Source organism: Bacillus sp. FSL M8-0049, assembly GCF_038593355.1.
Classification (GTDB): Bacteria; Bacillota; Bacilli; order Bacillales; family Bacillaceae; genus Bacillus; species Bacillus safensis.
On sequence record NZ_CP151986.1, the window covers coordinates 1097546 to 1112589 of the forward strand.

Here is a 15044-nt window from a genome sequence, read left to right on the forward strand (position 1 = left end):
CATCTTATCTTTTTTCAGTATAAAATAAACCTATATTTAACATACAGGTTCATCACTGCATGTTGTAAAAGGGAGTTGAACATGGCATGAAGTACCAGCGGCTTGTCATGATCTTTTCGTTCCTTCTTCTATTATCTGCCTGCTCGCAGGCGCCTTTAAAAGGAAAAATTGAGAAGGTGGGTTTACTCGTCCCCGATACGATCAATGATCAAGTTTGGGGAACGAAAGGTTATAAAGGCTTATTAAGTATCCAATCAACATTTGGTGTAGATGTTTATTATAAGGAAGGAATGGTCGACAAGGAGAAAATCGTTGATGCCATTGAAGAATTCCATAAAAAAGGAGTCAATTTAATTATTGGCCATGGCAATGAATACAGTGAAATTTTTAATTTGATCAGTGAAGATTATCCAAACATACAATTTATTACGGTCAATGGAAACAAGCCTCAGGCGGGCAATGTCACAAACGTGACGTTTAAAGGTGAAGCGATGGGCTTTTTCGGAGGCATGACAGCTGCACATATGTCAAAAACAAAAAAGATTGGTATTCTTGCTACATATGATTGGCAAAGTGAAGTAGACGGCTTTATCAAAGGAGCAAAATATCAAGATGAACATGTACAAGTATTAGCAGAATTTGTCGAAAACTGGGATGATGCTGACAAAGCGGTGGAGCTCTATCAAAAATTAAAAAAGCAGGGCGTTGATGTTGTGTATCCAGCAGGTGATGGTTATAATATCCCTGTCATTGAACAAATCAAAGCCGATAATTTATCAGCGATCGGGTACGTCACCGATCAATCCAACCTCGGCAGCCATACAGTTTTAACGAGCACTGTACAGCATGTTGATAAGGCGTACAGTATCATTGCAAAGAAGTTTAATGAAGGCAAGCTAAATGAACAAGATGAGTACTCCTTTGATTTTAAAGAAGGAGTGGTCGAGATGGGGAAATTTAGCTCCACCATTGACGACGCTTTTGTGAAAGACATTGAAAGTGATATTGCGTCTTACAAAAAAACAGGAAAACTGCCAAATGAAAAGTGAGGAGACGACGACATGCAGCACGAAAAATCGATGGAATTTTTACAAATTGCCATGAAGTATTTTCCGCAGGCGAAGGAAGAGTTAGATAAAGCAGGGATTCAGCTTGACCCTGAAGCACTTCAGCCGCTTCTAACATTATTTACATCTGTCATGCAGGAAGCATACGAGCTTGGAAAAGCAGATGCAGAATCAGAAAAAGCCACAGAATAGTGGCTTTTTTTATGATAATTTTTTCTTGAAGGCACTAATCATAGGACCAACATCTTTAAACACAGGCTTCAGCTCATCGATGGAGTTCATAATGTTCCCAATTTGATTCATGACATGCATGTAGTCAATTGAGTCCTCACTTGAAGATGTCTCCGCACGTTCCTCCTTTGCCTCTGTCTTGCTTTTCTCCTTCTCAATCGGCTGTCCAAACATCATTGCTGAGAAAATATCTTTTTGTGCCATATCACATGTTCCTTTCTACTATTGGTATATATCATTAATCTATGAAAAAAGTGAGAGGAAAGGTTAGACGTTTGTATTGCCAAGAAGAAAAAAATAAGGTAAAATTAGTACCAGATACTAATATAAGATCACAATATCACATGCTCGTATGAGTAAAAGGAGTCTTATTCAATGAATGCTGGAATTATTGGCCTTGGCCGCTATATACCTGAAAAAGTATTAACAAATCATGATTTAGAAAAAATGGTTGAAACTTCTGACGAGTGGATTCGTACTAGAACAGGTATAGAAGAAAGAAGAATTGCATCTGATGATGTCAATACATCTCATATGGCGCTTGCTGCTGCAAAAAAAGCATTAGCTGCCGCAGATGTGGCTGCAGAAGATATCGATATGATTCTTGTGGCGACAGTCACGCCAGATCAAGCATTTCCGACAGTTGCTTGCATGATTCAAGAGCAGCTCGGTGCACATAAAGCATGTGCAATGGATATTAGCGCTGCGTGTGCTGGCTTTATGTATGGGCTTGTAACTGGAAAACAATTTATCGAATCAGGAACTTACAAACACGTGCTTGTTGTCGGTGTAGAAAAGCTTTCTCGCATTACAGACTGGGATGACCGTAATACTGCTGTTTTGTTTGGAGATGGAGCTGGAGCTGCTGTGCTGGGAGAAGTCAGCGAAGGCAAAGGAATTCTATCATTTGAACTTGGAGCAGATGGAAGCGGCGGGAAGCACTTGTACTTAGATGAAAAAGATCATACAATCATGAATGGACGAGAAGTATTTAAATTTGCTGTAAGACAAATGGGAGAGTCAAGTGTAAATGTCATTGAAAAAGCTGGACTATCAAAAGAAGACGTTGATTTCTTGATCCCGCATCAAGCAAATATTCGCATTATGGAAGCAGCACGCGAACGCTTAGAGCTTCCAGTTGAAAAAATGTCGAAGACGGTTCATAAATACGGAAACACATCAGCAGCATCCATTCCAATTTCACTATGTGAAGAAATCGAAGCCGGAAAAATTCATGACGGCGATGTGATTGTAATGGTTGGTTTTGGTGGCGGATTAACTTGGGGCGCAATCGCTATGCGATGGGGCCGATAAAAGAGTGGGGTGCACAAATTAATGGATAAGAAACGAGTAGTTGTTACAGGATTAGGTGCTTTGACACCTCTTGGCAACGATGTAGAGTCAACATGGAAAAATGCTTTAGCGGGTGTATCAGGGGTTGGACCGATTACACGTGTCGATTCAAGTGAATATACCGCAAAAGTAGCGGCAGAACTAAAAGATTTTAACATTGAAGATTACATGGAGAAAAAAGAAGCGCGGAAAATGGCACGCTTCACACAATATGCAGTCGTTGCAGCTCAAAAAGCGCTGGAAGATTCACGTCTTGAAATCACAGATGAAATCGCACCGCGTGTTGGTGTATGGGTTGGGTCTGGTATTGGCGGGCTTGAAACATTTGAAGAGCAGTTCGAAGTGTATTCAAATAAAGGGGCAAGACGCGTCAGTCCATTCTTCGTCCCAATGATGATTCCTGATATGGCGACAGGCCAAATCTCTATTGCACTTGGCGCAAAAGGGGTTAACTCTTGTACGGTGACAGCATGTGCAACAGGAACAAACTCGATTGGTGATGCATTTAAAGTTATTCAGCGCGGAGATGCAGATGCAATGATCACAGGCGGAACAGAAGCGCCATTAACAAAAATGTCGTTTGCAGGTTTCTGTGCGAACAAAGCCCTTTCGACAAATCCTGATCCAAAGACAGCAAGCCGTCCGTTCGACAAAAACCGTGACGGATTTGTCATGGGTGAGGGTGCAGGGATTATTGTTCTTGAAGAACTTGAGCATGCCTTAAAACGTGGTGCGACCATTTATGCAGAAATCGTTGGTTATGGTTCAACTGGAGATGCCTACCATATTACAGCACCAGCTCCAAATGGAGAAGGCGGCGTCCGTGCAATGAAAGAAGCGATTCGAGATGCAGGGTTGTCTGTGGAAGATATTGATTATATCAATGCCCACGGTACAAGCACACCTTACAATGATAAATTTGAAACAATGGCGATTAAAGAAGTGTTCGGAGAGCATGCGAACCAGCTTGCGATCAGTTCGACAAAATCAATGACAGGTCACTTACTTGGCGCAGCAGGCGGAGTAGAAGCCATTTTCTCTGTTCTTGCGATTAAAGACAGCGTCCTTCCTCCAACCATTAACCTTGAAACACCGGATGAAGAATGTGATCTTGATTATGTAGCAAATGAAGCACGTTCAAAAGAAGTACAAGTGGCTTTAAGTAACTCACTTGGTTTTGGCGGGCATAATGCGACAATTATTTTCAAAAAATACGAAGCGTAATACTTTCTGAGAAAGCGGCGGTCGATAAACAGATCGCCGCTTTTTTGCATATGATGAAAATGGAGGTGTTCAGCGGTATGGGTCTGATCAATACACAATATCTCATTCATCAATCATCATCATTTCAGGAGCTTGCAGCGCGCTTTGTTCCTTATTTTAAAGGGGCCGAGGAAAAAGAATGGTCGTCTATCCTCGCTCACCTGCAGCATCACGGGATGGTTCGGTCTTGGAGCTCGTGCAAAAACATGATCGACAAGCTCAAGGAAAAAGGGTACTTCAAGCTTGTCATGAAAGAATATCAAACGCTTCAAAAGCAGTGGGAAGGTCCAGACATTCCTGTGTTTATTTTACCTGTCAACGAGAGCAGCAGAGAAATCAGAGAGCAATTTTATTATCAATCCGGCATGGCATTTGATGACAAGGTCTTTCTTTTTTTGTCTCCAAATACCCCGAAGGAGCGAATCGGTACATTGCTGACTCACGAATATCACCATGTATGCAGGCTGCATTTTCTCTCAAAAAAAGAAAAAGACTTTACATTCCTCGATACAATCATGATGGAGGGGCTCGCTGAATATGCTGTGTATCATAGATATGGAGAAAACTATACAGCGAAATGGACCACCTTCTATAGCGAAGAACAGCTTCAGCGTATGTACAAGAAATGGGTATCCAGTCATCTTGATCAAAGAGTCCAGGACGACGAAAGGCTGATACAGAATCTTCTTTATGGAAAAGGGAACTACCCTAAAATGCTTGGTTACGCTACCGGGTTTTATATGGTGAAAAAATATTTCAATGAGCACCGAATCAGCGAGGAGTCGATGATTGCAGAGCCAGCAGAAACCTTTTTAAAGGCGATAGAACCACAAAGTGAATAATTCACATAAGAAGAGACATATTACAAATTTACTAAATACTTCTTGATTTCGTCATAGCGATGTAATAATATACAAATAATTCTTTTTATTTTTAAAATACAGAATATTCAGGTTCGATTCTATTGATCTAAGGAGAAAGGGGCGAATGAATGAGCACGCTGCTTGAAGTGCAAAACTTAAAGACATATTTTTTTCGAAAAAAGGAACCGATACCTGCTGTGGATGGCGTTGATTTCAGCATCAACAGAGGAGAAACTGTCGCATTAGTCGGTGAGTCTGGGTCTGGCAAAAGCATTACGTCCTTATCCATTATGGGTCTGATTCATGGCACGGGTGGGAAAATTATGGACGGTTCCATCAAACTTGATGGAAAGGACCTTGTTACATATAGTGAAAAGGAATTATGCAGCATCCGTGGTAATGATGTATCTATGATCTTTCAGGAACCCATGACCTCACTTAATCCCGTCTTAACCATCGGAGAACAAATAACAGAAATCCTCATCTATCACAAAAAACTTTCAAAAAAAGAAGCGGTCAAAAAAGCGGTTGATCTGCTGAAGCTTGTTGGTTTTTCCCGCCCGGAGCAAATCATGAAAGATTATCCGCATCGTTTATCAGGCGGCATGCGGCAAAGAGTGATGATTGCCATAGCGTTAAGCTGTGACCCGAAGCTTCTCATTGCAGATGAACCGACAACTGCCCTGGATGTGACCATTCAAGCACAGGTACTCACATTAATGAAAGATTTATGCTCTACCTTTGGTACATCTATTCTTCTTATCACACATGATTTAGGTGTCGTGTCTGAAGTTGCAGATCGAGTGATTGTCATGTACTGCGGACAGGTTGTTGAAAATGGGACTGTTGAAGAGTTGTTTGAACAGCCGCTTCATCCTTACACAGAAGGGCTGCTTGAATCGATTCCTGTCATTGACGGAGACATACAGCCGTTAACGGCCATCAAAGGGAATGTTCCTGCGCCAGATCAGCTTCCAGCCGGCTGCCGCTTTGCTCCTAGATGTCCGCAAGTGAAGGAACGCTGCCTGGGAGAACTGCCTAAGCTGAGAACATTTGAAAATGGCAGAAGCGTCAGATGTTTCTTATATGAGGAGGCAGACCACACATGACCCTTGCTCAAAATCAAAAACAAATAACGGAATTACCAGAGAAAGAAACGATCCTTGAACTGAAACAGATTCGAAAGCATTTTCCGATTAAAGCGGGCGTCTTTCAAAAGAAAATCGGTGCAGTGAAAGCTGTTGACGGCATAGACTTGAAGATTTATAAAGGTGAAACGTTAGGTATTGTCGGGGAGTCAGGATGCGGTAAATCCACATTAGGACGGACAATGATCCGCCTATACGAACCAACAGACGGTCAAATTTTTTTTAAAGGGCAAGACATCACGCGCGTATCAGAATCAAAGCTAAGACAATCTACACGAAAAAACATCCAAATGGTTTTTCAAGATCCCTTTGCATCACTCAACCCTAGAAAAACACTTCGAAGCATCATCAAAGAACCCTACAAAACACATCACTTATATTCCTTAAAAGAAAGAAATGAAAAAGTAGAACAGCTTTTATCAAAGGTAGGTCTTCATCCAAGCTTTGCGAACCGCTATCCCCATGAATTTTCAGGCGGGCAGAGGCAGCGGATCGGCATCGCTCGTGCGCTTGCCATGAATCCCGACATGATCATCGCAGATGAGCCTGTATCAGCACTTGATGTATCTATTCAGGCGCAGGTTATTAATCTGATGGAGGAGCTTCAGGAGGAATTTGACCTTACCTATCTATTTATCTCTCACGATTTAAGTGTGGTCAGGCATATTAGCGATAGAGTCGGCGTCATGTATCTCGGCAAAATGATGGAGCTTGCCGATAAGCATAGTCTGTACGATGACCCGCTCCATCCGTATACACAGGCTCTGCTTTCTTCCGTTCCTGTCACCCGTAAAAAAGGGCAGACGAAAAGAGAACGCATTATGCTCCAAGGCGATCTGCCGAGTCCTGCAAATCCGCCAAAAGGCTGCGTATTTCACACAAGATGCCCGCACGCGAAAGAAATCTGTAAAGAAAAAGTACCAGCATTTCAGGAATTAAAAACGAATCACTTTGTTGCCTGCCACCTCTACAACGCTTGATCAAGCTTGTATGATCTCATTTTTGAGAGGGGGGATGAAACAGGATTCGGTCATTATTTTTAAAAAAGAATAGGGGGAATTGTCTATGAAAGGTAGAAATAGAAAGTTCATTTTGGTCAGTTTACTGCTGATTTTTACATTAATCCTTGCTGCTTGTTCTGGTGGAAATAAAACGTCTGGAGACAGTGGAAAGAAATCCACAGGTAAACCGGTACAAGGCGGCGATCTTGTCATCGGTTCAATTGCAGAGCCAACATTATTTAACTCGCTGTATTCTACAGATGTGGCAAGCTCTGATATTGAGGAAAGAATCTACAGCTTCTTACTTCAAACAGACGGAAAGCTCAACCCTCAGCTATCGCTGGCAGAGGATATTAAAGAATCTGATGACGGCAAGCAGTTTGATGTCACCATTAAAAAAGGTGTGAAGTTTCATGATGGTGAAGAACTGACTGCTGACGATGTTGTGTTTACATACAGCATTCCAATCAATAAGGACTACAACGGGGAGCGCGGATCAGGCTTTGAAGTTTTAGAGTCTGTTAAAAAGACAGGGGACTACTCGATCGAATTCAAGCTCAATAAAAAAGATCCGTATTTTTATAATGTCACACTAGGAAGCTACGGTATTTTACCTAAGCATATTTTAGGTGATGTGCCTATAAAAGATCTCGGTGAAAACGAATTTAACCGAAAAAAACCAATCGGTTCTGGTCCATTTAAATTTGCAGAATGGAAAGAAGGAGACTACGTCAAACTAGAAGCCTTTGACGATTATTGGGATGGACGTCCTTACCTTGATACTGTCACAATTAAAACAATTCCTGATCAGAATGCAGCGATTGCCCAGCTGTCAGCAGGAGATATTGATTTCTTTGCTGTCCCAGGCTCCGAGCTGCAAACAGCTGAAAAAGTGAGCAACATTAAAATCGAATCTGATCTAGGACTCAATTATTCATACATTGGCTGGAACCAGAAAAATGAACTCTTTAAAAGTAAAAAGGTCCGCCAAGCGCTGACACATGCTATTGATCGTCAAACGATTGTTGACCAAGTGCTAGATGGAGACGGCAAAGTAGCCAACATTCCAGAAAGTCCGCTGTCTTGGAACTATCCAAAGGATGAAAGTGTGCCAGTGTTTGAATTTGATCAAGAAAAATCGAAAAAGATGCTGAAAGAAGAGGGCTGGGAGGATACAGATGGAGACGGCTATCTTGATAAGGATGGCAAGAAATTCTCCTTTGTCATAAAGACCAACCAAGGAAATAAAGTTCGTGAAGATATCGCTGTCGTTGTCCAGCAGCAGCTCAAAGAAATCGGTGTGGAAGCGAAGCCGCAAATTGTGGAATTCAGTGCACTCATTGAGCAGACGACACCGCCTAAGTGGGATTATGATGCGCTGCTGCTCGGCTGGAGCCTTGCGACATTCCCTGATCAATTCAGCATATTCCACTCAAGCCAGTCTGAAAAAGGCTTAAATAACATCTGGTATAAAAATAAAGAGGTCGATAAGCTGTTAGTCGATGCTAAAAACTTAAGCGATCGAAAAGATTATTCAAAGGCATATGAAAAAATTTATAAACTGATCGCAGAGGATCAGCCGTATACGTTCCTTTACTATGCCAATTCACATCGCGCTATGCCATCTAATCTCCAAGGCTACTCTTACCACCCGAAAGATGAGTATTACAAAATCGAAAAATGGTGGCTTGAACAGTAGGCTGATAGTGAAGAAGGGGGATTCTCCCCTTTCACCGTGAGAACAATCCCTTGCATTCGGTGTCAGTTCTCTGCGCGGGTGCTAAAAAGATCACTTCGGCACAGGATTCAAGGGTTTTCAGATCACGCTGAAAAGCAGACAAAAGGCTAAAATAACATCATTTTGGCCTTTTTTTCACAGAATGGCGATCCGATGAAAAAGGAGTTGTGCATATGGTTACATATATCATTAGAAGGACATTGCTCTCGATTCCCATCTTATTGGGGATTACCATTTTGTCCTTTGCCATTATGAAAGCAGCACCAGGCGATCCGATGTCACTCATGATGGATCCTACTATTAGTGCGGCAGACCGGGAAGCCTTTATTGATAAGTACGGCTTGAACGATCCTGAATATGTGCAATATATGAAATGGCTTGGCAATATGCTACAAGGTGACTTTGGCACATCCATTGTCAAAAAGGGAACACCCGTGGCTGATTTGATTTTTGCCCGGCTGCCAAATACCCTCATCCTCATGATCTTTTCTACAATAGTTGCCCTGCTGATCGCCATCCCATTTGGTGTTCTTTCAGCAAAACGTCCGTATACAAAGCTTGACTATGGCATTACGGTTACATCTTTTATCGGACTGGCTATTCCAAACTTTTGGTTTGGTCTCATCCTCATTATGGTTTTATCCGTGAACTTAGGGTGGTTTCCAACTGGCGGAGTCTCTACCTTGAATGCTGATTTTAATGTGTTTGACCGGCTCCATCACATCATTTTACCAGCCTTTGTTTTAGCAACGGCTGATATGGCAGGGCTGACCCGGTACACAAGGTCGAGCATGCTTGATGTGATGAGGCAGGATTACATTCGCACAGCAAGAGCGAAAGGCTTTAGAGAAAACAAAGTCATTTTTAAGCATGGTTTAAGAAACGGTCTTATGCCTGTCATAACGATTTTCGGATTAATGATACCATCTTTTATTGGCGGCGCAGTCGTGGTGGAACAAATCTTCACCTGGCCTGGACTTGGAAAGCTGTTCATTGATTCTGCCTTTTCGAGAGATTATCCGGTCATTATGGCAATGACCGTTATTTCCGCAGTGCTTGTGGTGGTTGGAAATTTAATAGCGGATATTTTATATGCGATCGTTGATCCGCGTATTGAATATTAGAAGGGAGCTGAAGCACAATTGGCACAGCCTAATATGGGAACACCTCCTGTTGATATCAAATTAAAGGAGGGCCTTCCGCCAAAGCCAGAGACGATGCTGCGTTTGTTTTGCGAGAAATTTTTCAAAAATAAATTGGCGGTTGCCGGCTCTGTGATCTTATTGATCATTATCTTTTCAGCCATGTTCGCTCCAGTGATCGCTCCATATACACCAGAACAGCAAGATTTATTGAAGCGGCTCCAGCCGCCAAGTGCCGAGCATTTTATGGGCACTGACAAGTTTGGCCGCGATATTTTCTCAAGGGTGCTATATGGCGCGCGGGTCTCTTTATTGGTCGGTTTTGTCTCAGTGCTCGGTGCAATCACCATTGGTACTGTCGTTGGTGCGGTTGCGGGGTATTTCAAAGGGTTTGTTGATTCTTTGTTAATGAGGTTTGTAGATGTCGTGTTGTCGATTCCAGACATTTTTCTATTGATTACGCTCGTCACCATTTTCAAACCGGGCATTGATAAATTGATTTTAATCTTTGCTTTGACAGGCTGGACAACAACGGCCAGACTCATCCGCAGTGAATTCTTATCACTTCGAACAAGAGAATTCGTCCTCGCGGCGAGAACCATTGGAACGAAAAATCATGTCATCATCTTTTCGCATATTTTACCGAACTGTATCGGTCCTATTATTGTGTCAGCTACATTAAAAGTAGGCTCCGTCATTTTAGCTGAATCAACGCTCAGCTACCTTGGCTTTGGTATTCAGCCGCCAACGGCAAGCTGGGGCAACATGCTGCAAGACGCACAAAATTTCTCCATTATGGTGCAAGCTTGGTGGTACCCGCTTTTCCCAGGTTTATTCATTTTGCTGACTGTTTTATGCTTTAATTTTTTAGGAGATGGGCTGAGAGATGCGCTTGATCCTAAAAAGCTGAAGTAAAGTTTAAAGGGGCTCTGCGTTTCCTGAACGAAAGAAAGACATGAAGCTCATCATTCTCAGCTTGAAGTTTTGATAAAGTTGGAATAATTTCTCTATCCCTTGCCCATACTGTGGACAACAGTTTTTATAAAGTGAGGGATTGGTTATGTTATTTCTTCATGACGTATGGGTGAATTGGTTTGAAGGGGAAGAGAATGGCTACAATGTGTGTCATTTTCATGAGTGGCGTAAGGAGGACAGTGTTGAACTGTTAGATCAAGTGCCTTTACTTAAGGTGCAGAGCCCTTTGTTTGATTACATAGAGAATGATCTTTCAGAGCTGCCGAAGACGCTGCTAGAGTCTGTATTTGAGAAATCATATATTCGAAAAAATCATGAACGCCGTAAATTAGAGTATTGCTTTGTAGTCACCGACGGAATTCGAATCATTGCTGTAGATACGATAGGGTATTCCATACCTGTGAGAAAAAGCCGCTTGATTCCAAGGCAGGAGCAATTGGTGTATGAAATGGTGAAAGATGTGAAGGCAGAGGAATATGAATTTTCTAAGGACAGCCTTGAATCGACGAAAGAGTATCACATTCTATCACTGCCGCCGCAGCATATCAGCGGATTAACGAGAAAAGAAAGACAGCTGAAACAGCTGATGTTTATGGCGCTCGATCAATTAAAAGGGCTCAAAAACAGGGCGGAGATTGCGTATTGGTATACGGAATGGAACCCGCGCATGTACAACCAAATCAAACGAATGTCTTTCGAAGAGATTTGGAACATGCTTTACAATGAAACGATTGATGGGTGGTCAGAGAATCATTTAGCCTTCTGTGAAAAAATGATTAAAGGACAGCCTTTTTTCGAAAAGCTTTGGGAAATGGAAAACGAATCAAAAGTAAATTAGAAAAAGCTTGCAGCGGCAGTGCTGCAAGCTTTTTTTATTTGCGTTTTCTGCCAAGACCCATCGCATTCTCCATTTTTTTCAGCATTTTGTTTGCTGCGCGGTTTGCTTTTTCAGCACCTTCGTCTAGAATGCGGTCAAGCTCGTCTGATTCAATGAGTTCGTAGTATCGATCTTGAATTGGTTTTAAAGCATCAATGACAACGTTCGCAAGATCTCCTTTAAACTCACCATATCCTTTGCCTTCGTACTTTTGCTCCAGCTCTGCAATGGATATGTTGCCTAATACAGAATAAATCGTCAGCAAGTTGGCAATTCCAGGCTTGTTCTCTTTGTCATACCTCACGATGCCTTCTGAATCCGTCACAGCACTTTTAATTTTCTTTTCAAGCTGCTTTGGTTCATCTAATAAGGTAATGAAAGATTTTTGGTTCGGATCGGATTTGCTCATTTTTTTCGTTGGATCTGTTAAAGACATAATCCGTGCGCCTTCTTTTGGAATTTTCACTTCAGGCACAGTGAAGATGTCATTGTACTTTCGGTTAAAGCGTTCAGCGAGCGTTCTAGTCAATTCAAGATGCTGCTTTTGGTCTTCTCCAACAGGGACTAAATCAGTACCATATAATAAGATATCGCCAGCCATTAATGGGGGATACGTTAATAGGCCTGAAACAACTGCTTCTTTACCAGCGGATTTGTCCTTAAATTGGGTCATTCTTTCTAATTCCCCAATATAAGCAACACATTGAAGCATCCATCCTGCCTGGGCGTGAGCAGGTACCTCTGATTGGATAAACAATGTCGCTTTCTCTGGATCAAGACCAACAGCTAAATAAAGAGCTGCTAAGCTTCTAATATTTTGGCGGAGAGCTAATCGGTCCTGACTCACTGTAATCGCATGTTGATCCACGACACAAAAATAGCCATTATAGTCATGCTGCAAATCAACAAATTGCTTCATTGCTCCAATATAGTTCCCTAACGTGACAGAACCGCTCGGCTGAATGCCTGAAAAAATTGTCTTCTTTGTCATACTAAAACCTCTTTTCTTCAATATAAAAAGGCCCACCCATCACTTTTCAACAGAAAAGGGACGAATGAACCGTGGTACCACCCTTGTTATTTCACATAGAAATCACTCAAGACGTTGATAACGGAGACTGCTCCGTCTAAGCCTACTCACTTTTTTAGAAGTGTTCGGTTAGCTGCTCCAAAGCCCATTCCATACATGCCATTATCTGCTCACACCGGCCGCAGATTCTCTGTAAATGGTGAATATATGTACTCTTCTTTTTCATCGCAACAATATGTCTATCTATTATAAAGGATGACCATGAAAAAGTCACGAAGCCCTTATGTGACCTTCTCATCATGCCTATTGACACTTAAAATTTTAGATAAAATAACAAATATCTGTCAGAATTTTTTAAAAAAGGATGATTAATTATATGTATAAAACATTATTCCTGCTGAATTTGTTAAATTATTTTAATCAATTTACGCTTTAATTTGTTGAAGTGATTGAGACTTTAGTTTATAAAAATCCCTCTTTATCCCCATTTACGTTTTTAAAAAATATATGAAATTGATATTGCAATAAATTATTCTATTCATTATAATGAATTTGTTCACACGTTTGTGCTAGGCTCTTTACATAGTGAAAATTCAGAAAAAACAAAAGAAATAGAAAGTAAGCTATTCAGGGACTTTTTTACGCTATTTCTTAAATCTGAATCTCATCTTCTATCGAGACCTTTGAACTAAAAACATATTATAAGGGGGAATACAGTTGAAAAAGCGTTGGTCTGTTGTTACTTTAATGCTTATTTTCACACTTGTATTAAGCGCTTGTGGTTTCAGCGGAAACAAATCAGGCGACAGCACGAGCAGTTCTGGAGAGGCTAAAACAACATTAAATGTGAATATCTCCACTGAGCCTTTTTCTCTACATCCGGGATTGGCAAATGATTCAACTTCAGGTAGTGTCATCCGTCAGACTTTTGAAGGGTTAACAAGAATTAACGCTGAAGGAAAGCCAGAAAATGCAATGGCTTCTGATATCAAAACAAGTGCTGATGGTAAAACTTATACATTCACACTTCGTGATGCAAAATGGTCTAATGGCGACCCTGTAAAAGCAGAAGATTTCGAATATGCTTGGAAATGGGCATTAGATCCTAAAAATGAATCTCAATATGCTTACCAGCTTTACTATATTAAAGGTGCTGAAGCAGCGAACAAAGGGAAAGCGAAAGTTGCTGATGTTGGCATTAAAGCTAAAGACGACAAAACGCTTGTAGTTGAGCTAGAAAACCCAACACCGTTTTTTACTGAACTAACTGCATTCTATACTTATATGCCAGTCAACAAAAAAGTGGCTGAAAAGAATAAAAACTGGTACACAAATGCTGGTGAAAACTACGTATCTAACGGACCATTCGTTCTTTCTAAATGGAAACATGGCGGTTCTATCACGCTTGAAAAGAACAATGAATACTGGGATAAAGATACTGTGAAATTGAAAAAAATCAACATGTCTATGATCAAAGATACAAACACTGAGCTTAGCATGTTCAAAAAAGGCGAGCTTGACTGGGCTGGTTCTCCAACTGGAAGCCTTCCAACTGAGTCTTTAAAAACATTGAAAAAAGAAGGCGGTCTGAAAATCCAGACGATCGCTGGTATCTATAACTACAAATTCAACACAGAAGTAAAACCTTTAAACAATGCAAACATCCGTAAGGCCCTTGCATACTCAATCAACCGTCAAGCGATCGTTGACAAAATTACGCAAGGTGAACAAGTTCCAGCAATGGCAATCGTTCCACCAACAATGGAAGGATTCACAGATAACAAAACTGGCTACTTCAAAGATCACGATGTAGATACAGCTAAAAAGCTTCTTGAAAAAGGTGCGAAAGAATTAGGTTATAAGTCTGTTTCTGATCTTCCAACATTGAAACTTTCTTACAACACAGATGAAGGCCACCAAAAGATTGCACAAGCAATTCAAGAAATGTGGAAAAAAGATTTAGGTGTGAAAGTTGAACTTGATAACTCTGAGTGGAACGTATACATCGACAAAATCCACAGCGGAGATTACCAAATCGGACGTATGGGCTGGTTAGGTGACTTCAACGATCCAGTGAACTTCCTTGAGCTTTACAAAGATAAAGACGGCGGAAACAACGACACTGGATGGGAAAGCAAAGAGTACAAACAATTGTTGAATGATTCTGCAAAAGAAACAGATAAAACGAAGCGTGAAGAAATGCTGAAAAAAGCAGAAGAAATCATCATCAACGATATGCCTATAGCACCAATTTACTTCTACACTCAGCTTTGGGTACAAGATCCAAAACTTAAAGGTGTAGTTGTATCTGGACTAGGTGATGTTCAATACAAATGGGCACATTTCGAAAAGTAAG

At 41.2% G+C, this 15044-nt stretch carries 14 protein-coding genes and 1 other annotated feature; of the genes, 12 read left to right on the forward strand and 2 right to left on the reverse strand.

The genetic code is table 11. The annotated features are described in order from the left end of the window. Window positions 1–86 precede the first annotated feature (86 nt). Entirely contained in the window at window positions 87–1049 is a 963-nt protein-coding gene (locus NSU13_RS05510) for a BMP family ABC transporter substrate-binding protein (protein ID WP_024425055.1), read from the forward strand. Window positions 1050–1061: 12 nt separating this feature from the next. Beyond that, complete coding sequence (locus tag NSU13_RS05515) at window positions 1062–1259, forward strand: ComZ family protein (RefSeq protein ID WP_034282083.1); 198 nt, start codon at window positions 1062–1064, stop codon at window positions 1257–1259. A 9-nt stretch (window positions 1260–1268) separates the two neighbouring features. On the opposite strand, the gene NSU13_RS05520 is transcribed toward NSU13_RS05515, so the two are convergent. Then, the gene (locus NSU13_RS05520; RefSeq protein WP_034282082.1) at window positions 1269–1502 is read right to left on the reverse strand and encodes a hypothetical protein; all 234 of its coding nucleotides are present in this window, start codon (window positions 1500–1502) and stop codon (window positions 1269–1271) included. Between the two features lie 171 nt (window positions 1503–1673). Here NSU13_RS05520 and NSU13_RS05525 point away from each other — a divergent pair, with 171 nt between their 5' ends. The 9 genes from NSU13_RS05525 (at window position 1674) to NSU13_RS05565 (ending at window position 11619) form a co-directional block, all read left to right on the forward strand. Then, window positions 1674–2612, forward strand: a complete 939-nt coding sequence (locus tag NSU13_RS05525) for a beta-ketoacyl-ACP synthase III (protein WP_034282079.1) — start codon at window positions 1674–1676, stop codon at window positions 2610–2612. Between the two features lie 21 nt (window positions 2613–2633). After that, window positions 2634–3875 (forward strand): beta-ketoacyl-ACP synthase II, encoded by a 1242-nt coding sequence (gene fabF / locus NSU13_RS05530; RefSeq protein ID WP_034282078.1) that lies wholly within the window; start codon window positions 2634–2636, stop codon window positions 3873–3875. A gap of 77 nt (window positions 3876–3952) precedes the next feature. Further along, window positions 3953–4756: a DUF2268 domain-containing protein gene (locus tag NSU13_RS05535; protein ID WP_342489921.1), complete on the forward strand. Its 804-nt coding sequence runs from the start codon at window positions 3953–3955 to the stop codon at window positions 4754–4756. A gap of 149 nt (window positions 4757–4905) precedes the next feature. Further along, window positions 4906–5886, forward strand: coding sequence for an ABC transporter ATP-binding protein (locus NSU13_RS05540; protein WP_034282076.1), 981 nt, complete (start codon window positions 4906–4908; stop codon window positions 5884–5886). Further along, a complete protein-coding gene (locus NSU13_RS05545; protein WP_342489922.1) occupies window positions 5883–6905 on the forward strand; it encodes a dipeptide ABC transporter ATP-binding protein in 1023 nt (340 codons plus the stop codon). The genes NSU13_RS05540 and NSU13_RS05545 overlap by 4 nt, the downstream gene beginning before the upstream one ends. Before the next feature lie 85 nt (window positions 6906–6990). After that, window positions 6991–8625, forward strand: a complete 1635-nt coding sequence (locus tag NSU13_RS05550; RefSeq protein WP_342489923.1) for a peptide-binding protein — start codon at window positions 6991–6993, stop codon at window positions 8623–8625. A gap of 212 nt (window positions 8626–8837) precedes the next feature. Next, window positions 8838–9788 carry an ABC transporter permease gene (locus NSU13_RS05555; RefSeq protein WP_111927225.1) on the forward strand — a complete coding sequence of 317 codons (951 nt, stop codon included), beginning with the start codon at window positions 8838–8840 and terminating at the stop codon, window positions 9786–9788. A 33-nt stretch (window positions 9789–9821) separates the two neighbouring features. After that, window positions 9822–10721 (forward strand): oligopeptide ABC transporter permease, encoded by a 900-nt coding sequence (opp4C, locus tag NSU13_RS05560; protein WP_252050500.1) that lies wholly within the window; start codon window positions 9822–9824, stop codon window positions 10719–10721. Window positions 10722–10866: 145 nt separating this feature from the next. Next, window positions 10867–11619: a YjbA family protein gene (locus tag NSU13_RS05565; RefSeq protein ID WP_024426484.1), complete on the forward strand. Its 753-nt coding sequence runs from the start codon at window positions 10867–10869 to the stop codon at window positions 11617–11619. A gap of 34 nt (window positions 11620–11653) precedes the next feature. Here the strand turns inward: NSU13_RS05565 and trpS are convergent, their stop codons facing one another. After that, window positions 11654–12649 carry a tryptophan--tRNA ligase gene (gene trpS, locus NSU13_RS05570; protein WP_061109672.1) on the reverse strand — a complete coding sequence of 332 codons (996 nt, stop codon included), beginning with the start codon at window positions 12647–12649 and terminating at the stop codon, window positions 11654–11656. Window positions 12650–12702: 53 nt separating this feature from the next. After that, window positions 12703–12923, reverse strand: a binding site (T-box leader). Window positions 12924–13405: 482 nt separating this feature from the next. Between trpS and NSU13_RS05575 the strand changes: the two genes are divergently transcribed. After that, window positions 13406–15043 carry a peptide ABC transporter substrate-binding protein gene (locus tag NSU13_RS05575; RefSeq protein ID WP_034282068.1) on the forward strand — a complete coding sequence of 546 codons (1638 nt, stop codon included), beginning with the start codon at window positions 13406–13408 and terminating at the stop codon, window positions 15041–15043. Window position 15044 lies beyond the last annotated feature (1 nt).